The 18258-nt window shown below is 70.1% G+C and carries 17 protein-coding genes and 1 pseudogene; 10 read left to right on the top strand and 8 right to left on the bottom strand.

Annotation, left to right across the window (positions count from 1 at the left end):
- Positions 1 to 160: 160 nt before the first annotated feature.
- Together ACIQ7Q_RS20660 and ACIQ7Q_RS20655 are read right to left on the bottom strand one after the other, a co-directional pair.
- Positions 161 to 1042 (bottom strand): diacylglycerol/lipid kinase family protein, encoded by an 882-nt coding sequence (locus ACIQ7Q_RS20660; protein ID WP_403863832.1) that lies wholly within the window; start codon positions 1040 to 1042, stop codon positions 161 to 163.
- 28 nt (positions 1043 to 1070) lie between these two features.
- Positions 1071 to 2666, bottom strand: coding sequence for an FAD-binding oxidoreductase (locus ACIQ7Q_RS20655; RefSeq protein ID WP_403863830.1), 1596 nt, complete (start codon positions 2664 to 2666; stop codon positions 1071 to 1073).
- 73 nt (positions 2667 to 2739) lie between these two features.
- Between ACIQ7Q_RS20655 and ACIQ7Q_RS20650 the strand changes: the two genes are divergently transcribed.
- The 4 genes from ACIQ7Q_RS20650 to tgmB all read left to right on the top strand — a co-directional run bounded on the left by ACIQ7Q_RS20650 (position 2740) and on the right by tgmB (position 6559).
- Positions 2740 to 3339 (top strand): TetR/AcrR family transcriptional regulator, encoded by a 600-nt coding sequence (locus ACIQ7Q_RS20650; RefSeq protein WP_403863827.1) that lies wholly within the window; start codon positions 2740 to 2742, stop codon positions 3337 to 3339.
- On the top strand, positions 3336 to 4934 hold the full coding sequence (locus tag ACIQ7Q_RS20645; protein ID WP_403863824.1) for a glycerol-3-phosphate dehydrogenase/oxidase: 1599 nt from the start codon (positions 3336 to 3338) through the stop codon (positions 4932 to 4934). Before ACIQ7Q_RS20650 ends, ACIQ7Q_RS20645 begins: the two co-directional genes overlap by 4 nt.
- A gap of 490 nt (positions 4935 to 5424) precedes the next feature.
- Complete coding sequence (gene tgmA / locus ACIQ7Q_RS20640) at positions 5425 to 5616, top strand: putative ATP-grasp-modified RiPP (protein WP_403863821.1); 192 nt, start codon at positions 5425 to 5427, stop codon at positions 5614 to 5616.
- Positions 5617 to 5629: 13 nt separating this feature from the next.
- The gene (tgmB, locus tag ACIQ7Q_RS20635) at positions 5630 to 6559 is read left to right on the top strand and encodes an ATP-grasp ribosomal peptide maturase (RefSeq protein ID WP_403863818.1); all 930 of its coding nucleotides are present in this window, start codon (positions 5630 to 5632) and stop codon (positions 6557 to 6559) included.
- A gap of 40 nt (positions 6560 to 6599) precedes the next feature.
- On the opposite strand, the gene ACIQ7Q_RS20630 is transcribed toward tgmB, so the two are convergent.
- Positions 6600 to 7601, bottom strand: a complete 1002-nt coding sequence (locus ACIQ7Q_RS20630) for a SchA/CurD-like domain-containing protein (protein WP_403863815.1) — start codon at positions 7599 to 7601, stop codon at positions 6600 to 6602.
- A gap of 241 nt (positions 7602 to 7842) precedes the next feature.
- Here ACIQ7Q_RS20630 and ACIQ7Q_RS20625 point away from each other — a divergent pair, with 241 nt between their 5' ends.
- Both ACIQ7Q_RS20625 and ACIQ7Q_RS20620 read left to right on the top strand, forming a co-directional pair.
- On the top strand, positions 7843 to 8454 hold the full coding sequence (locus ACIQ7Q_RS20625) for a DUF402 domain-containing protein (RefSeq protein WP_403863812.1): 612 nt from the start codon (positions 7843 to 7845) through the stop codon (positions 8452 to 8454).
- A 135-nt stretch (positions 8455 to 8589) separates the two neighbouring features.
- Positions 8590 to 8943: a cupin domain-containing protein gene (locus ACIQ7Q_RS20620; RefSeq protein WP_403863809.1), complete on the top strand. Its 354-nt coding sequence runs from the start codon at positions 8590 to 8592 to the stop codon at positions 8941 to 8943.
- A 54-nt stretch (positions 8944 to 8997) separates the two neighbouring features.
- Here ACIQ7Q_RS20620 and ACIQ7Q_RS20615 read toward each other — a convergent pair whose 3' ends face one another.
- Positions 8998 to 9486, bottom strand: a complete 489-nt coding sequence (locus ACIQ7Q_RS20615; protein WP_403863807.1) for a potassium channel family protein — start codon at positions 9484 to 9486, stop codon at positions 8998 to 9000.
- A 376-nt stretch (positions 9487 to 9862) separates the two neighbouring features.
- On the opposite strand from ACIQ7Q_RS20615, the gene ACIQ7Q_RS20610 reads away from it, so the two are divergent.
- Positions 9863 to 10381 carry a hypothetical protein gene (locus ACIQ7Q_RS20610; protein ID WP_403863804.1) on the top strand — a complete coding sequence of 173 codons (519 nt, stop codon included), beginning with the start codon at positions 9863 to 9865 and terminating at the stop codon, positions 10379 to 10381.
- Between the two features lie 171 nt (positions 10382 to 10552).
- The gene (locus tag ACIQ7Q_RS20605) at positions 10553 to 11986 is read left to right on the top strand and encodes an amino acid permease (protein ID WP_403863802.1); all 1434 of its coding nucleotides are present in this window, start codon (positions 10553 to 10555) and stop codon (positions 11984 to 11986) included.
- 114 nt (positions 11987 to 12100) lie between these two features.
- Here ACIQ7Q_RS20605 and helR read toward each other — a convergent pair whose 3' ends face one another.
- Complete coding sequence (gene helR, locus ACIQ7Q_RS20600) at positions 12101 to 14248, bottom strand: RNA polymerase recycling motor ATPase HelR (protein ID WP_403863799.1); 2148 nt, start codon at positions 14246 to 14248, stop codon at positions 12101 to 12103.
- A gap of 405 nt (positions 14249 to 14653) precedes the next feature.
- Entirely contained in the window at positions 14654 to 15067 is a 414-nt protein-coding gene (locus tag ACIQ7Q_RS20595) for a hypothetical protein (RefSeq protein WP_403863796.1), read from the bottom strand.
- Between ACIQ7Q_RS20595 and ACIQ7Q_RS20590 the strand changes: the two are divergent.
- Both ACIQ7Q_RS20590 and ACIQ7Q_RS20585 read left to right on the top strand, forming a co-directional pair.
- A pseudogene (locus tag ACIQ7Q_RS20590) lies at positions 15040 to 15357 on the top strand (hypothetical protein); the annotation flags it as partial. The gene ACIQ7Q_RS20595 and the pseudogene ACIQ7Q_RS20590 overlap by 28 nt on opposite strands.
- Positions 15358 to 15449: 92 nt before the next feature.
- A complete protein-coding gene (locus tag ACIQ7Q_RS20585; protein WP_403863793.1) occupies positions 15450 to 15629 on the top strand; it encodes a hypothetical protein in 180 nt (59 codons plus the stop codon).
- An 861-nt stretch (positions 15630 to 16490) separates the two neighbouring features.
- On the opposite strand, the gene ACIQ7Q_RS20580 is transcribed toward ACIQ7Q_RS20585, so the two are convergent.
- On the bottom strand, positions 16491 to 17030 hold the full coding sequence (locus tag ACIQ7Q_RS20580) for an AAA family ATPase (protein ID WP_403864777.1): 540 nt from the start codon (positions 17028 to 17030) through the stop codon (positions 16491 to 16493).
- 2 nt (positions 17031 to 17032) lie between these two features.
- Positions 17033 to 18256: an NUDIX domain-containing protein gene (locus ACIQ7Q_RS20575; protein WP_403863790.1), complete on the bottom strand. Its 1224-nt coding sequence runs from the start codon at positions 18254 to 18256 to the stop codon at positions 17033 to 17035.
- Positions 18257 to 18258: the final 2 nt, after the last annotated feature.

Raw genomic sequence — 18258 nt, 5'->3', positions numbered from 1 at the left:
CCCGATCATCCGCCGTACCGACCGCCCGTCGGGTCGGTCGGTACGGCGGGTGCCCCGGTGCCGGCGCACAACGCATGGTGAGTTGTGAACGGGAGACGAATCGTCGGAACCGGTCAGGTGCGGGGAGCCGGGCCGGCGGCAGCGGCGCTGTTCCGGCCTGTCAGCAGATCACGTTGAGCGCACCGGGTTGGACCCGCGCCGTCACCGGGAGCGACGCGTCGACCTCGCCGTCCGCGCCGTAGGGGACGGGACGGTCCGCTTCGATGCGTACCTCCTTGCCGCGCAGGATCTCCACCTCGGGCCGTTCGAGGTGAGCGCCCGTCTTGAGCTCGTTCATCATCGTGAAGAACAGCCGCTTGGGGGCGTGCCGTATGACAACGACGTCCAGGAGTCCGTCGTCGACCCGCGCGCCCGGCGCGATGTTGCGGCCGAACCCGTAGAAGCCGGAGTTGGCCGCCACGACCGTGTAGCCGCGCCGTTCGTACTCGGCCCCGTCGATGGTGATGCGGTACGCGGCGGGCCGCCACGCCACCACGGCACGCAGACCGCCCGCGTAGTACGAGGCGGCTCCACGCAGCAGCCGGGAGGTGTTGGCGTGCCGGTTGGCGACCGCGTCCACTCCCGCGTACACGCTGCCGAGCACGGACGTCGCGTCGTGGACGGCGGAGGTCACCTCGATGGTGTCGACCGGCCGCGGGGAGCCGTTGAGCAGCAGCTCGGCGAGGGCTTCGGGCTGGGACGGCAGGCCGAGTGCCCGGGCGAAGTCGTTACCCCGCCCGGCGGGTACCAGGCCGAAGACGGCGTCGGTGCCGCTGAGGGCCCCGCCCACGCAGCCGGCTATGCCGTCGCCGCCGACGGCGAGCACGACATGGCCCTGCCCGCCCGCCTGCCGGGCCACCTCCCGCGCGTGTTCCAGGCTGCGGCTGTACTGCGTGTCGAGCCGCGCCCCGGCCTCCCTCAGCAGGCGGGCCAGCGGAAGCAGGGCCGCCGTGCCGCTCGACCCGCCCGCGGCGGGGTTGACGACGGCGGTGAACTGTCGCATGAATGCGCCTCCGGAAGGCTGGGGCCGGTCAGCGGACGGGGATGAGGACGCCGGGGTTGAGTACCCCGGCGGGGTCGAGCTCGGCCTTGAGAGCCTGCAGGATACGGACCCCGACGGGGCCGATCTCCTCGGCGTACCAGTCACGGTGGTCCGTGCCGACGCCGTGATGGTGGCTGATGGTGCCGCCCGAGGCCAGGATCGCGTCGTTGGCGGCTCGCTTGGCGGGTGCCCAGTGGGCGACCGGGTCGTCGCCCTGGGCCGAGACCACCGTGAAGTACAGCGACGCGCCGTTCTCGTACACGTGGGAGATGTGGCACATCACCAGGGGCGGCGTGCCGGCCTCGGTCAGTGTGGTCGTGAGCGCCTGCCGCACGGCGTCGTAGAGGCCCGGCAGGGCCGACCAGAAGGCGGCCGTCTCCAGGGTCTCGGCGAACGCGCCGGCGTCGAGCAACGCGTCGCGCAGATAGGGGGCGTTGTAGCGGCCGTGCGCCCAGCGGTCGCCGGGCTCCTCGCCGACGTACTCACCGCCGCAGGCGAGCAGCACCTCTCGGGCCCGCGCTCGACGGTCGGCGGTGTCCTCCTCGGTGCCCTCGTAACCGGCGATCGCCATGCAGCCGGCGGGCGGCTGTGCCTGCGAACTGCCGATCCGGTCCGGCTGCGCCAGGCCGATGAAGGTCTCGGTCTCGTCCGACAGGCGCAGCACGGTCGGCCGCGGGCCGTCCTGCGCGAGCCTGCGCAGGGCGTCGGCCCCGGCCTCGAAGGACGGGAAGCGCCAGCCCTCGTAGACCTTGGTCGCCGGCCGCGGCCTGATCCGTACGGTGACGGAGGTGATCACACCGAGGGCGCCCTCCGAGCCGAGGATCAGCTGCCGCAGATCGGGGCCTGCCGCAGAGCGCGGAGCACGGCCGAGCTCCAGCGTCCCCTCGGGCGTGGCGACGGTGAGGCCGAGCACCATCTCGTCGAAGCGGCCGTAGCCGGCCGAGGCCTGGCCGCTGGAGCGGGCGGCGGCGAAACCGCCGACCGACGCCCACTCGTACGACTGCGGGAAGTGCCCCAGGGTGAAGCCCTGCTCGTCGAGCAGCCGCTCGCACTCGGGCGCACGCAGACCGGGCTGCAGGGTCGCCGTCCGGGAGACCTCGTCGAGGGCGAGCAGGGCGTCCAGCCTGCGCAGGTCGAGGGCGATGAAGCAGCGCTTGCCCTCGGGTGCCAGGCCGCCGACGACGGACGTACCGCCGCCGAAGGGGACGGCGGCGACCCCGTGTTCCGCGCAAACGCGCAGCACGGCCACCACCTCGTCGTGGCCGGCGGGCAGCACGACGGCCGCGGGGACGTCGGAGACCTCGCCGGCCCGGATGCGCAGCAGGTCGGGCGTCGACTTGCCACGGGTGTGGCGGATACGGCTCTCCGCGTCGGTGCGCACATGGGCCGCGTCGCCCACGCACTCGGCGAGCGCCGCGCGTACCGCGTCGGTCAGATCGGAGGCGGGGACGTCGATCGCGTCGAGCGAGGCCGGTGCGCCGGCGCGCGGCGTCACGCCGAGCAGATCGCGCAGCAGGCCGATCACCGTGTCCGGCAGCGGGGCCGCCTTGGCCGGGTCGCCCCAGCCGCTCCACAACATGTCCACTTGGGCTGTTTCCTCACGGTCGGTTCGCGGGGCGCACTGCCGCGCGGCCTGCACTGGCATTACACTGTGACAGATGACGCCCATTCGTCACAACCATTCGGACGGAGACACCGTCCTCGACGCCGCACGCGACTGCGTCCTGGCCGTCGGCGTACGCAGGACGACCCTCACCGACATCGCCCGGCGCGCCGGGGTCTCCCGTATGACGCTGTACCGCCGCTGGCCCGATGTGCGCACCCTGGTCGGCGACCTGATGACGCGGGAGTGGATCGCCCTCGCCGTCGGCGCCATGCCCGACCACGATCCCTGCACCCTCGCCCGGACGCGGCTCGTCGACGGACTGGTCGCGGGAGTCGCCGCCTTCCGGGCCCACCCGCTCTTCCACAAGATCATCGACGTGGACCCCGAACTGCTGCTGCCCTACGTCCTCGACCGCCGGGGCGCCAGCCAGGACGCGCTGCTGGGACTCATCACCGGCGGACTGGAGGAGGGGCACGCCGACGGGTCCGTCCGGCGCATCCACACCGACCGCCAGGCCCGCTCGCTGCTGCTCGTGGTGCAGTCCTTCACACTCTCGCTGCGCACGATGACCGACGAGGCCGACCCCGGACTCACCGAAGCCGCCTTCCTCGACGAACTGCGGATCATCCTGGAGAGGACCCTCGCACCATGAGCAGCCCGGACAGGCCCGCCGCCACTCCCGCCACCCCCGCCGCCTCCTCGCTGAACGCGGCACGCCGTAGCCGGGAGCTCGCCGAACTCGCCGACGGAACCGAGGTCGACGTCCTCGTCGTAGGCCTCGGGGCCACCGGCGCGGGCGCAGCCCTCGACGCCGCCTCGCGCGGACTCACCGTCGCCGCGATCGACGCACATGACCTGGCCTTCGGCACCTCCCGGTGGAGCTCCAAGCTCATCCACGGCGGACTGCGCTACCTCGCGACCGGTCACCTGGACGTCGCGCACGAGAGCGCCGTCGAACGGGGCATCCTCATGCAGCGCACCGCGCCCCATCTGGTGCGGGCCCAGCCCTTCGTCCTCCCGCTCACCCCCCTGGTCTCCCGCGGGCAGGCCGCACTGGCCTGGGCGGGCTTCCGGGCCGGCGACGTGCTGCGCGCCTGTGCCCGCACCTCGCGCACAGCGCTGCCGGCGCCCCGCACGCTCTCCGCCGTGGAGACCCGGCACATGGCCCCGGTGCTGCGGCCGACCGGGCTGCGCGGCGGGCTGCTCTCCTGGGACGGCCAACTCACCGACGACGCCCGCCTGGTGACCGCCGTCGCACGGACCGCCGCGGCCCACGGGGCCCGGATCCTCACCCGTACCCGCGCACTCGCCCTGAGCAGCGCCGGCGCCCGGGTCCGCGACGAGGTGACGGGCGACGAGCTGGACATCCGGGCGCGCACCGTCATCAACGCCGCCGGGGTGTGGGCGGGCGGGCTGGTCGACGACATCCGCCTGCGCCCCTCCCGCGGAACCCATCTCGTCCTGGGTTCGCAGGATTTGGGCAGCCTCACCGCCGGCATGCACATCCCCATCCCCGGAGAGTCCAACCGGTTCGTCCTCGTCCTGCCGCAGGGCGACGGCCGGGTCTACGTGGGACTCACCGACGAGCCGGTCGAGGGCGAGGTCCCCGACGTGCCCGAGGTGCCGGAGACGGACATCGGCTTCCTCCTCGACGTCCTCGGCTCCGCCCTCGACCTGCCCCTGGGCCGCCAGGACGTGGTCGGCGCCTTCGCCGGACTCCGGCCTCTCCTGGACACCCGCGCGGCGGGTCCGGACGGCGCCGCCGGCCAGGGACGTACGGCCGACATCTCCCGCAGGCACGCGGTGCTCACCTCACCGGAAGGGGTGGTCACCGTCGTCGGCGGCAAGCTCACCACGTACCGGCGGATGGCCGAGGACGCCGTCGACGCGGCTCTCGTGTCCGGCCGCCTGACCGCCGGCCCCTGCCGTACGGCCGCCGTACCCCTGATCGGCGCCGCCTCCACGGGTACGCTCGCGCGGCTGGACGCGCCCCGGCGCCTGGTCCGCCGCTACGGGGCCGAAGCCCCGGCCGTCCACGCCCTCGGCCTCGCCGACCCCGCCCTGAACCGGCCGGTCGTCGAGGGCCACCCTGTCACCGGGGCCGAACTGGTGTGGGCAGTTCGGCATGAGGGCGCCCTCGACGAGTCGGACGTCCTGGACCGACGCACGCGCATCGGCCTCGTCGACGAGGACCGCCGGGCGGCCCACTCGGCGGCCCGCGAGGCGCTGGGCCGCTGCACCGTCTGACGCCACACCTCCCGCGTGGCGCTCGGCCCGCGACGCCCTCGACCCTGAGCCGTACCTGCATGGCGCTCCGGTCGAGGGCATCGTGCACGAGCCCGATGCTGTGCTCCTTGTCGAAGAACGGCAGACGCAGGGTCGCCTCGCTGTTACCGGCGCCGACTCCGGGCGCAACTCCCCTCGTTCCGCGTCGACGCGCCCGCCAGGCCTACCCGCTCACCGTGATGTCCCGTAATCCTGCGGTTTGGAGTGTCGTCTGGGTCACGTTAAGGCCAAAGGTTGAAACCCCTAGGGCTGATAGTGCGTCTGTCTTGACGGCGCCGGAAGGCAGCGGAGAACAGTGTCGAGGAGCTGTTCTCCGACCCGCCTTCCATCGGGGGAGCCGTTGTCAACAGCATTCACATGGTCACGGTACGTGCTGAAACCACTACGTCGTAGCCACGTACTGTCACATGAGAAGCCCGGGCAGGCCCGCACGGGCAGGGGAGGAACTGACATGAAACCTTTCGCGTGGAACTACGCTCGCCCTGCCGATGCGGCGGCGGACATCGCCCCCTATGCGTACGACGCCACGCTGCAGTTGAACGTTCTGGCCGACGGCCGCCCCGCCATCATGGACAGGGCGCTGCTCGCCGCGGCCGGCACGACGACGTCGAAGGCCGGCTCCGCCACCCACTTCGACGACTGACCGGCTGTGCGACGTGACGGTGCTGGTACTCACATGCGAAGGCGATGTCACCGCCGACATGGTGGTGGCCGAGCTTCACGAACAGGGCGTCCCGCTGGTGCGGTTCGACCCTGCTGAACTCCCCGGCGGCGGGGCCATGTCGGCGGAGTACGTACGGGGGGAGTTCCGCGGCTATCTGTCGAGCGGCGGCCGTGTGGCGAGCATGGAGGGCCTGCGGTCCGTCTGGATCCGCAGGCCCGGGGAGCCTGCGGCCCACGCCGCGGAACCGTCCGACTGGCTGACCGTCGAAAGCTCCCACGCCCTGTACGGAATGCTCGACAGCACGAGTGCGCGATGGATGAACCACCCCAGCGCGGCCGCCAAGGCGCGCCGCAAGCCCTGGCAGTTGCGCATCGCGCACCTCAGCGGCTTCGCGGTGCCCGCCACCCTGGTCACCACTCATCCGACGATGGCCCGTCAGTTCGCCGAGCAGTACCGGCATGTTGTCGTGAAGTCGGTCTCCGGCAAGTCGCCGGGCAACCCACCGATGGCACTGCCCACCACGCTCGTCCCCCCGGACGCGGACTTCTCCGGTGTCGCCGCAGCACCCACGCTGCTGCAGCGCTACATAGCCAAGCGCGCCGACATCCGGCTGACCAGCGTCGGTGACCAGCACTTCGCGGCACGCAAGGCGGCGGAACCGGGGCAGGTCGACGGCCGTTACGGGGACACCGGCCACGAGTGGCAGCCCGTGGAGACGCCCCCGCAGATCGCCCGGGCCGTCGAGACCTACATGAAGCACGCCGAACTCGCTTACGGCGCTTTCGACTTCGCGGAGGACTCCACGGGGACGTGGTGGTTCCTGGAGTGCAACCAGGGCGGTCAGTTCGGTTTCGTGGAACTGGAGACCGGCCTCCCGATCGCCCGGGCGGTCGCGTCCTGGCTGGGCACGGAAGCGGTGTGAAGAGGCCGGCCGCGAGGACCGTCCTTTCGGTCGACTCCCGTCAGGCCGTGGCGTGACGGTCCGTGACGAGCCGCATCACCTTGCCGCTGACGGGTTCCTCGAGCTCGCCGCGCACGTCGAGCAGACGGACGACGGTGTTGTCCCGCTGGAAAATCGTGCTGGCGGCCACAAGGCTGTCCGGCCGGTCGGCCTCCGCCTCGTCGGCCTCGGCCAGCGCACGGGCCGCGCCCATTCCCTGTCCCGGCTCGACCTGGTGGATCACCGCCATCCGTCGGATGCCTGCCTCGTCCGGTCGGTCGGCCATGACGTGATGCACGGTCGGCAGTGCGGCGCGCATGAAGAACATGCGAGCGGACTCGGGGTCGTCGAGATCCCGCTCGACCTCCAGATACGGGTTGATGGCATCCTCCACGGCCCGTACCTCCGGCTGCCGCGCGACGTGATGCAGGGCCGCCATGAGGTCGCCCCGGACCTCGATGGTCCGTACGACACGGTTTCCGTGCATGAAGAGCGAGGTGCGGTGCAGTCGGGTGTGCGCGTCCACGCGCGCCTGCGGTGACGCGTAGTCCGCCAGGATGCCTGCGACGGCCTGCTCGCTGCCGGGCTTCACCGTGAAGGTGAGCGCTGACCGGACCAGGCCGTCGCTCACGCGCGGCGCCGTCTGGAGCCTGCCCATCCGCCGCGGAGCGGCGTGGACCGTTCCGGTTTCCCGCAGGACGCTGTACCGGAAGGATCTTGTGCTGCGGGCGCAGACGCTCAGCGGTTTGACCATCTCGAGGTGCTCGTCGCTGTTCACCCAGGACAGGAAGGGCACAGCGCTCTGCCATTCGCTGGTGATGAGCCACTGCGAGGGATTCTCGATCGACTGGCACAACTGGTCGCTGATGTGGCCCGGTACGGACGCCACCTGGTCGCACAGCTGGTCGTACGCTGCGAGAAACTGCGGCTCGGTACCTTCGTGCAGATCCATCAGGAGTACGACCCTGAGCATGGCACCGTCGAACGACGAAATCGACACGCGGTCAGAGGCTGCGATAGTCATGCGCTCCTGCCTTCATCCATTCCGATGGTTCCGCTGGGCACAGGAAACGCCGACCTGCCGCCTTTCGGCCCGTTGCGGAAGAAAGTGAGGGTGCACCCGATTCTTGTCGGGCCATATCGATGATGCGAGGGGGAGTGATCCATCCGAGGGAGCACCCGCGCACGGAAGCCGAGCACCCCGCGGTGCGGCGCAACGGACCCTGACTGTCGGCGCAGAGGGCGCCGTAGTTAGGGTGATCTGCATGGAGCCCCGTTTTTCCACAGGTCAGGTCATCGTCAGGCGCGAGGTGCTCGACGGCCGTGAATGGCTGGTCCATCCGCTGCGCGTGGTCTTTGACGACGGCTGCACCCTCGCCGCGTATCTGGCCCGGGGGACACCGCTGACTTTCGGGCTCGGTGAATTCAAATGGGGGCTGCATCCATGGATCGAATTCGACCACTCATGGCAGTCCACGGGCGTTCTCCAGTTGCAACGCGCCCAGGACGGCTATGCGGTCTGGGCTCGTTGGCAGGGTGCTGAACTGAAGGACTGGTACATCAATTTCCAAAGGCCCATGCGTCGTACGGAGCGCGGCTTCGACACCCTGGACCAGGAACTCGACCTGGTGATCCCGGCCGACGGGTCGGGCTACGCATGGAAGGACGTCGACCACTTCGAGGAGCGGGTGCGCGCAGGCGGCTTCGAACCCGGTGAAGCGGAGGCCGTGCGCGCCTCGGCGGCCGAGGTCGTGGACCTGATCGAGCGCGGGGACTGCTGGTGGGAGCAGTGGCACGACTGGCAACCGCCGACCGACGCCACCGTGCCCGGGCGCGTCCCCCTGGAGGACAACGTGACGCTGGGTGGCGGGGCCTGACCGATCCCGACGAGGCGGCCCGCGTCCGCGGCGGCCGTTCCGCGGCATCCGGTCGACGCATCGTCGCTCATGGGTGCGGCACACACGACACTCTGGCCATGGGGTGCCGGCGCGGGCATGCCCTAGCGTCGGCTCATGACCGAGTTCAGCAGCTTCGCCGTGCACGTCCCCGACGCGGACCTCGAGCCCGATCCGCTCGATCCGGCGCAGATCGTGGAGGGCACCCCCGAGGTGTCGGGGAAGGTGCTGTGGGAGTCCCCGGACGGCACGCAGATCCGCGGCATCTGGCAGATCACTCCGGGGGTGGTCACCGACACCGAGGCGAACGAGCTCTTCGTCGTGGTCAGCGGCCGCGCCACGATCGCTGTCGAGGGCGGCGCCACCTTCGAGGTCGGGCCGGGGGATGCCTGCGTGCTCCGCGCCGGGGACCGGACGGTGTGGAGGGTCCATGAGACGTTGCGCAAGGCGTACCACATCAGCCTGAGCTGAGTCCGGCTCTCACCCGCCGGGCCGCCGTGCGAACCTTGTGACCTCCCGGTCATGTCAGCGAGCGTCACGGTCGACGAGCAACTGCTCCACGCGGTCGAAGCGTTCGTGCAGCGCCCGTACGTCCGCGTGCATCTCGGCCTCCCCGGCCTCGGCGTACCGGTGCGCCGCCGAACCCAGGGCCCGGGCGTCCTGCTGGGCCCTGCCGACGAACCAAGTGGCGAGGGCTGCGGTGATCATTCCGAAGGTAGTGATGCCGGCCAGCATGACCACGGCGGCGATGACGCGGCCCCACGCGGTCACCGGGTAGAGGTCGCCGTACCCGACGGTCGTCGCGGTCTCGACGGACCACCAGAGGGCCCGCGGGAAGGAGGTGATGGTGGCTTCGGGCGCGTCCCGCTCGGCCGACACCATCAGCGCCGAACCGGCCAGCAGCACGACGGCCGTCACAAGTGAGACGCACAAGGCCGCCCGCACATGGAAGGCGCGCCACCATCGGTTGCCCAACAGGCGGCTGAGGAAGAGCGCGAGGAACGGCTGCTGCACGGGCAGACCCTCCGGGCCACGGTGGGCGGGGACATCGTGGGGAGGCTACCGTCGCGTCGCGTATGCCGGCCGGTACGACACACGCCCGCGGACGGAGGCAAATGCACAAGCCGTGCCGAGCGCGGCGGACGGGGCTTTCGGGGCGTGGCCCCCCGGGCCCCCGGGTAGCTCGGTAGCGTGCGCGGATGTGTTGTCCACGACCCTGTCCCGCGCATGCGCGGTGCGAGGGTCGGGGGCGCGAGACGCGGGGGATTCTGTGAGGTGTCAGCGGAACTTCAGGACCGGTCCCGTCCTGGCGATGCTCGCCGCCTGCCTGGTCGGGCTGGTCGCCTGCACCGGCGATGAGGAGCCGCCTCCGGCATCCGGGAAAGCCTCGGTGTCCGCCACTCCCGGCAGCTCCCCGCCGCCGACACCGCCCTCCCAGCCTCCTCGCGACGACTACGACGCGTGCGGCGGATGGGACGGCACCGAGCGGCCGCTCGCCTTACGGCCTGACGGCCCGGCGTACGCCGGGCCGGGGCCCCACCCGATCATGTCGTTCGCCGATTCCGTCCACGGGGAACTGCCCGCCGAATGGGATCCGCTCGCCGCCGGCCCGGTTCAGCTGGTGCTCTGCGAGGATCCCGACGAGAGCTTCAAGAGCGTGAAGATCGGCACCTGTGCGTACGACGACGGAGCGACGATCGCCGACGTGGAGTCGGCTCGCTACATCTACCGGGTGTACGAGGCCAGGACAGCCGAACTGGTCGACACGTTCACGCTGCAGGGATCCACCAGCGTTCGGGAAAGCTGCCCGTACAGTGCCCTGAACCCGAGCCTGTTCTACCAACTGGTCCAGAGCAAGGATCTGGCCGACAAGCTGCGCCCCCTGGTCGAGGGCGCCCGACCTCGTTGACGACAGGGGCCGCTCGTTGAGGCCTGCGGTCGGGCATTGGCCCATGACGGTGGTCCTGCCATGTTCCAGACACGCTCCCTCCGGCGTTTGCGCATGTCGGGTTCCGCCGCCGCCTCGCCTGGGCCATCATGAGCCGCCATCGGCCGACAGCAGTCTGCGAAGAGGTGGACCATGGCAGGACTCCAGATGGGAAAGGGCGTACTGCGCCGCAAGCCCATCGAGCAGATCGAAGAGGGCGCCCCGAGTGAACAGCTCACCAGAACACTCGGCCTGACGCAGCTGACGGCCATCGGTGTCGGCGGCATCATCGGCGCCGGCATCTTCGCGCTCGCCGGGGCGGTCGCCAACGGCACCGCCGGGCCCGCCGTGCTCGTCTCGTTCCTGATCGCAGGCGTGGCGAGCGCGGCCGCGGCCTTCTCCTACGCAGAGTTCGCGGGCATGATCCCGAAGGCAGGATCGGCGTACACCTACGGCTATGCGGTGCTCGGTGAACTGGCGGGCTGGTTCATCGGATGGGACCTGCTGCTGGAGTACACGGCGATCGTCGCGGTGGTCGCCATCGGCATCTCCGGCTACTTCGGCTTCCTGCTCGGTGCGATGGGCGTCGACCTGCCCGCATGGATGCTCGGCGCGCCGGGCACCGGCGAGGGGCGCGAGGTCGACCTGTTCGCCATGATCCTTTGCCTGTTCACCGCTTACCTGCTCACGCTCGGCATCAAGAACGCGGCCCGGTTCGAGACGGTCGTCGTGGTGCTGAAGGTCCTGGTCGTCCTCCTGGTGATCGTCATCGGCTTCTTCCACATCGACACGTCGAACTACAACCCGTTCTTCCCGTACGGCGTCGGCGGGGCGTTCACCGGTGCGGCGACCGTGTTCTTCGCCGTGTTCGGATACGACGCCATGTCGACAGCGGCCGAGGAGTCCAAGGACGCGCAGCGGCACATGCCGAAGGCGATCATGTACTCGCTCGCGATCTCGATGGTGCTGTACGTGCTTGCCTGCCTGGTGCTGACGGGCATGCAGAACTACACGGAGATCGACCCGGAGAGCGGATTCTCGACGGCCTTCGAGTCGGTGGGGCTGGGAGGTCTCGCGAACCTCATCGCGGTCGGCGCGATCATCGGCATTCTCACGGTGATGTTCACCTTCATGCTGGGTGTGACCCGGGTGTGGTTCTCGATGAGCCGCGACGGGCTGCTGCCGCACTGGTTTGCGAAGACGCACCCGACGCGGCACGTTCCGGTGCGGGTGACGTGGATCGTCGGGGTGGCGTCGGCGCTGATCGCCGGGTTCCTGCCGATCGGCGAGGCGGCGGAGCTCACCAACATCGGCATTCTGCTCGCGTTCGTCGTGGTGTGCATCGCGGTGATCGTGCTGCGTCGCCGCCAGCCGGACCTGCCGCGGAGCTTCCGCTGCCCTGGCGTGCCGTTCGTCCCGGCGATCGGTGTGGTGTTCTCGCTCTGGCTGATCACCTTCCTGGCCTGGCAGACCTGGCTTCGGTTCCTGGTGTGGCTGCTGATCGGCTTTGTCATCTATTTCGCGTACTCGTACCGCAAGTCGAATCTGGCCAAGGGGGAGAGCGGGGCCGCGCCGAAGCAGCCATGACGCGACCGACGACCTCCCCCGTCCCGGCCGGGCGCCTCGAACCGGACGGGCGGCCGAGTCACCGAACACGAGCCTCCTGCACGGCGGTTGGGTGTCCTGGCCTGCCTGCCTGCCTCAGGAACTCGTGAGGACCACGAGTTGCTGGGTAGCCCGGGTCATCGCGACATAGCGGTCGACCGCTCCCTCGGTACCCTCGCCGAGCGCCTCCGGGTCGACGAGCACGACCAGGTCGAACTCGAGTCCCTTCGACAGCTCCGGTGTCAGCGACCGGACGCGGGACGTCGCCCGGAACGTCGGATCGCCGATGACGCAGGCGATCCCGTCGTCGTGCGACGCGAGCCAGGTGTCGAGGACGGAGTCCAGATCGGAAACAGATCCGTGCACGACGGGCAAGCCGCTGCTGCGGATCGAGGTCGGCACGTTGGCGTCCGGGAGCACGGCTCGGATGACCGGCTCGGCTTCCGTCATGACCTCTTCGGGAGTCCGGTAGTTGACGCTCAGGGAGGCCACGTCGATCCGGTCGAGCCCGACCCGCTCGAGCCGCTCCCGCCACGACTCCGTGAACCCGTGCCGGGCCTGGGCGCGGTCCCCGACAATGGTGAAGCTCCGGGACGGGCAGCGAAGCAGCAGCATCTGCCACTCCGCGTCGGTCAGTTCCTGCGCCTCGTCCACGACGATGTGCGCGAAGGGCCCGGCGAGAGGTTCCGGGTCGGTGCCGGGCAGTGCGGTCTCGTCGATCAGGCTGTCCTGCAGGTCCTGTCCGCGCAGCATCGTCACCGCACCCTCACCGTCGTCGTCGGCCGCGAGCACGTTGTCGATGACGCCGGCCAGGCGCTCGCGTTCGGCGGCGACAGAGTCCTCGTGCCGGCGCTTGCGCAGGGACGCCTCCGGGTCACCGAGCCGCTGCCGTGCAGCGTCCAGGAGCGGCAGGTCGGACACCGTCCAGGCCTGGGGGTCCTCGCGCTGCAGGGTGCGGACATCGTCGCGGCCGAACCAAGGAGCGCACATGCGCAGGTAGGCGGGTACCGACCACAGGTCGCCGACGAGGTCGGCCGCTTCGAGCAGCGGCCACGCGCGGTGGAGGGTGCCGACCAGTTCCTTGTCGTTCAGCAGCGACCTCCGGAACTGCTCGGGCGGGACGTCGCCGTCGTGCTTGTCCATGAGGATCGTGACCAGCTCTTCCCAGATAAGGTCGCGTGCCTCGTTGTGCGGGGTGCTCGGTCCCGCTGCTTCGAACGCCTCGGCCCAGTCCTCCGCGCTCAACCAGACGTCGGACCAGGGCGTCGTGACCGTCATCCCCTGGGCCGGCGGCTCCTCGTAGAATCTGACGGCCTTCTCGATCGCCTTCACCATGTGGGCGGACGACTTCAGACGGACCACGTTCGGATCGGGCTCCGCCTTCGCCGCGGCTCCTTGGGGGAGGAGGTCCCGCAGGGTGCACGTCTGCACGCCCTCCTCTCCAAGGCTGGGGAGGACATCGGCGACGTAGGCCAGGTAAGGCTGGTGCGGACCGACGAACAGCACGCCGCCCCGACGGTGACCGAGGCGAGGGTCGGAGTAGAGAAGGTGGGCGGAGCGGTGCAGAGCGACGACGGTCTTCCCGGTACCCGGACCGCCGTCGACGACCAGAGCGCCGCGGGAGCCGGCCCGGATGATGGCGTCCTGGTCGGCCTGGATGGTGGCGAGCACGTCTCGCATCCGCGCGGACCGGTTGCCGCCCAGGCCGGCGATGAAGGCGGACTGGTCGTCGAGCGCGGCGTGCCCTTCTAGCCCGTCGGCGGAGAACACCTCGTCCCAGTAGTCGCTGATCCGGCCGCGGGTCCAGCGGTACCTGCGCCGGCTCGCCAGCCCCATCGGGTTGGCGTGGGTCGCCGCGAAGAACGGCTCGGCCGCGGGGGAGCGCCAGTCGATGAGCAGCCGGCGACCCGTGCTCTCGGTGAGACCGAGGCGACCGATGTACACGGGCTCGGCATTGTCCTCACCGACGATGCGTCCAAGGCACAGGTCCAGTCCGAAGCGGCGCAAGGCACGCAGCCGACCGGTCAGCCGGTGGACCTCCATGTCCCGCTCCATCGCCTCCCTGCCGACGCCCCCGGGTGCCCTGAGCTCGGCATCGAGGCGGTCGGACAGTTCGGCGATCGTCTCCTCGAGGCTCTCGGCGATGGCCGCGAAGTGCTGCTCGTCGCCGGCGATCAACATCGGGTCGGCCTTGGGGGAGAGGTGGCCGGGAAGGTCGAACGCAGTGATGGTCAAGGGGCTCATGTCACCAGCTCCGATCCGAGGTCGCTCCCGCGAAGTCCGGCTGCGCGCGCACCGGCACCCGGCCGGGAGCCCGCGACCGCAGCGCGAGTCCCACCACCGGCTCGACTCCACCGCGCGACCGGTGGGCCGACAAGAGTTCATGCACTTCGTAAGTCTCCTATTTCCGCAGGATCCTGGGCTCGGCCGGCGATTCTGCCCCACCACCGGGGCCTTGCAGCAAGGCCCCCCATGCGCTATATGTTGAGAGTGGAAAGGAGTGGGTACTCCCCTTTCCCTTGATCGTCCGCCGTCGACGGACAACATCCTCGCCGTACGCAGCGTGCCGCGTACGGCGATTTCGTCGGCTCAGGAGGGATCTCCGACGGGCCTGCAAGCAGCGGCGGAACGAGACGTTCGCACCCTCTTTCACCGAAGGCGGTCGGCTTCGTCGAAGCGGCCGAGCAGAAGGCTGGAGGGCCGGAGAAGGGTGCCGGTGATGGCACCCACAACGCCTTCGCTTGTGCTGCGGGAACGTACCTTCAGCCACCCACGCTGTCCCGCACGGTAGGGCTGGCCCAGCGGCTTGGCGACCACGCCCTCGATACCGGCGACCGCCCACTGTGTCATCCACTCATCGGCCTGGGCACGGTCGAGGGTTATCGGGCACAGCGTCCAGGGCGGACCCAACTCGAGCTCACTGAACATCTCCTCCAGACGGCGACGGCGCTGTTGGTACGGGAGCGTGGTGAGGTCGCGGCCGAAGGCCAGCAGGTCGAAACCCACGAAGTGGGCGGGCGACTCGGCGATCTCGCGTGTCACCGTTCCGGCCCCGCGGTTCATGCGGCGCTGCAGCCGGTCGAACGCCAGCTTGCCTTCGCGCGGTCGACGCCGCCGCTGGCCTGCCCGTCGGCAGCACCTCGTACTACTTCCGCACCCGCAGCGCCCTCATCAGCGCCTGCTACCTCCGGCTGGCTGAACTCTCGGTCTCCGACGTCGACCACTGGGAAGCGACCCACGGCCCCCTGGCCACTCGGGGCGACGGCCGCCCGGATCTGGATTCCGCCGCTGCCGCACTGGCCGCACTGCTCCACCACTGGCTTACGGCGGCCCGCGACCGTCAGCTCGCGCGCTTTGAACTCACCCTTGAGGCAACGCGCCGCCCGGAACTCCGTGCCGACCTGCACACCGCGCACGTCTCGCCGCACGGTCCAAGGCCGCCGCCTTGCTGGCGGCCCTCGGCGCTCCCCACCCCGCCGAGACGGCCGACCTGTTCGTCGCCTGGACGGACGGCCTGCTGTACGACAGGCTCGCCGGCGCCCTGGAGGAGACGAACCCGCTGCCCGACATGGCCGAACTGACCACGGTCACCCGGCGGATGCTCCTGGCGGCGCTCTCCACCTGACCGGACCCGAAGCGCGCCGGCCCGCCGGCTTCACCGTGCTCGACTTCCCCGTAGACGATCCCCCGGTGAGGGGAGCACAGCTCGGCTCGGGAGGCGAACGCATCCCTCCCGAGCCTCAGGTGAGCCGGTCTGTGCCGGAGGGCCGGCCGCGCGGCTCAGCGGGGAACACGCTCAGCTTGCTCTTATCTACCGTCTGCGTCATAGGGCGTGGATGGACGGTTCCAGACGGCGTCTGACCGGCTGACAACCTTTTGAAGTTCGCGGGCACTTCGGGGTGATATGGCCTGCATCACGGTGTCGAGGAGGTCTCGAGCTTCGAGGGGGTTGCCGCAGCAGTACCAGTGCACGTTGCCCCACTCGTAGTCGTGCCACAGATCCCGCTCGGGCTGGTGGACGTAGTTCTTCCACAGCCCCACAGCCGTGCTGACATCGCCTGGCTGCAGATAGTTGCGGGTGTGTTCGAGACGGGTGATCTCGGACAGTGCACGCGAAGACAGGCCGTCGATGACTGGCCTTGCACCCGTTGTCAGGTGGCTGCCCGGGGCGCCAGCACGGATCTGTCCGGGCCGTTTACGCGGCATGGACCTTTCGGTTCGTCGTCATGCGGTACATGGTGCCACGGTCTCGAACGGATTCGCTCGCATGGGGATTCACCGGACGTGGGGGCGGCCTTCGTCTGATCATGTGCTCCGACCAAGGTGCACGTGACCACGACGACGCGGCCCCGCGCCGCTCGATGGTGGCTGCGCGACGGTCGAAGCGCTTTACACCGTTCTACGCTCACCCGGCTGAGGCGTGCGCGCGTCCATCGACGATCCTCGCCTGCGCCTCGGACCCTAGGGGGCCAGCGGACACGAGGGGTCAAAGGTCTCGCGGAGGGAGACGGTCAAGGCCCGTGTCTCGCATGACGTGGTCGACCGTTTCGTTCAACGAGCTGTCCGCAGGGATCACGGTCTCCACCTCACCGGAGAGTAGATCGCGTTCGCGATACCAGTCCCTGAGTTCCCGCTCGGTTACGTGCGCGAGGTACTCGGCATCTTGCTTCGTTGTATGCCGAACAAGCGTCTCAGGGAACGGGACATCCAGGTAGTAGTGGCGGGAGATGCCACGGTGGTCACCGGCGAGGGTCTCCAACATTTCCCCGTAGCGGTCGGCGTACAGGATCCCCTCGACAACCACGTGGTACCCGGCATCAAGGGCGTAGCGGGCGACCGTGTCGATCAGCCCGATGTTGGAAGCACCGGGCCGATCCCGCTCGCGCAGTACGACCCGCCGGAGGTTGTCCTGACCCACGAGGGCGAGACCGCGACCGAACCGGTCGCGAAGGCCGGCTGCCACGGAGGACTTCCCCGACGCTGAGTTTCCCCGGATGACCACGAGTCGGCTCTCTTCGCTTCCCACGTTCACCGTGGCTCACCGCCCTTGGCACCGAGCGACTCGGTACAGCAGTCAGACGCGGCCCTGGCACGGCTGGCGAACGGGTAGAAGGTGGCCACTGGGTGGTTGATCGCGAGTGCCGGCCGCCAGGCGGTAAGGCACTGGGCGCTGGGGATGAAGAGACCGTTCGGGAGCCGGTCGAGATGGTGCCAGCGCCAGTCGCCCACGCTCTCGTTCGGCTGCGTTGCCGGATCACCTTCCCACTGGGTCACGACCGCGGGCACCGTTGTGCGTACGACGGGGCCGACCTGGTCCACGAGTACGCCGAGCAGGTCGACGTCCTCCACGCGGGCACGGCAGCCGGTCTCTTCGTAGAGCTCGCGGATGACCGCGTGTTCCAGGGATTCGCCGGGCTCCACGGTCCCGGCCGGGAGCTCGATGGTCCCGCGGCGGTGGACTCCCAGCAGGAGTCCGCGGGGTCCGTGCAGGATCGCGCCGACCCCGAGCGCGGCGTTGGGCTCCGGCGGGCGGGTCGTGCGCGGTCGGCTGCTGGCGGAGGCGTGGCTGTGCGCGCGGTAGAAGCGGACGGAGACCGGATTGTCGTCCTCGGGCGCGTCGAGTACGTCGATCCCGTCGAGGAGGAGGCCGTTGTCGACGCAGAGGTCCTCCCACAGCTTCGGGGTGAGCACCCACATCTCGACAGTCTGGTCCTGGCCGCCGGCGAGCGGCAGGATCTCCGCGCGCGGCCTGACGCTCGAAGAGGGCCCGTGCCCGTGGGAGTTGGTGTGCAAGACGGAGAAGGCGAGGCGCCCGCCGGGCTTCAGGGCCGGCCGGAGGGCGGGCAGCAGGCGATGAGGGTCGATGTAGCCGAAGCCGTGGATGGAGTAGATCACGTCGTAGGGCTCGGCCTGGTGCAGGTGGTCGACGGCGTCGGCGTGGATGAGGGTGAGACCCGGGAGGTCGCCGTAGCGGGCGAGGGCGCGTGCGTGCTGGCTGGCGGATGCTTCGACGGTGTCGACCGTGGCTCCGTGCTCGCGCACCAGGTGGGCGGCGTGTTTGCCCAGGCCGGAGCACAGGTCCAGGACGCGCAGGCCGGTCAGGTCGCCAAGGACTTCGGCGCCGGGGCCGGTCGGCCAGAATCCCCAGGAGATGCGGTCGACTTCCGGGATGTCGGTGCCTCGTTGCAGATGGTGGATGCCGTACGTGGTCCATGCGCGGGCGTTGACGGCTTCGGGCTCGGTGCTGTGCATGG

Source organism: Streptomyces sp. NPDC096176 (genome assembly GCF_044763255.1).
In the GTDB taxonomy this organism is placed as follows: Bacteria; Actinomycetota; Actinomycetes; order Streptomycetales; family Streptomycetaceae; genus Streptomyces.
Note: the sequence above shows the minus strand (reverse complement) of the source record. Positions and strands in the feature narration are given on the sequence as shown.

Bases quoted from the DNA above. Each gene is read 5' to 3' on its own strand.
- ACIQ7Q_RS20660 (WP_403863832.1), bottom strand. From the start codon at position 1,042: ATGCGACAGTTCACCGCCGTCGTCAACCCCGCCGCGGGCGGGTCGAGC.
- ACIQ7Q_RS20650 (WP_403863827.1), top strand. From the start codon at position 2,740: ATGACGCCCATTCGTCACAACCATTCGGACGGAGACACCGTCCTCGAC.
- ACIQ7Q_RS20645 (WP_403863824.1), top strand. From the start codon at position 3,336: ATGAGCAGCCCGGACAGGCCCGCCGCCACTCCCGCCACCCCCGCCGCC.
- tgmA (WP_403863821.1), top strand. From the start codon at position 5,425: ATGAAACCTTTCGCGTGGAACTACGCTCGCCCTGCCGATGCGGCGGCG.
- ACIQ7Q_RS20630 (WP_403863815.1), bottom strand. From the start codon at position 7,601: ATGACTATCGCAGCCTCTGACCGCGTGTCGATTTCGTCGTTCGACGGT.
- ACIQ7Q_RS20625 (WP_403863812.1), top strand. From the start codon at position 7,843: ATGGAGCCCCGTTTTTCCACAGGTCAGGTCATCGTCAGGCGCGAGGTG.
- ACIQ7Q_RS20620 (WP_403863809.1), top strand. From the start codon at position 8,590: ATGACCGAGTTCAGCAGCTTCGCCGTGCACGTCCCCGACGCGGACCTC.
- ACIQ7Q_RS20605 (WP_403863802.1), top strand. From the start codon at position 10,553: ATGGCAGGACTCCAGATGGGAAAGGGCGTACTGCGCCGCAAGCCCATC.
- helR (WP_403863799.1), bottom strand. From the start codon at position 14,248: ATGAGCCCCTTGACCATCACTGCGTTCGACCTTCCCGGCCACCTCTCC.
- ACIQ7Q_RS20595 (WP_403863796.1), bottom strand. From the start codon at position 15,067: ATGAACCGCGGGGCCGGAACGGTGACACGCGAGATCGCCGAGTCGCCC.
- ACIQ7Q_RS20575 (WP_403863790.1), bottom strand. From the start codon at position 18,256: ATGCACAGCACCGAGCCCGAAGCCGTCAACGCCCGCGCATGGACCACG.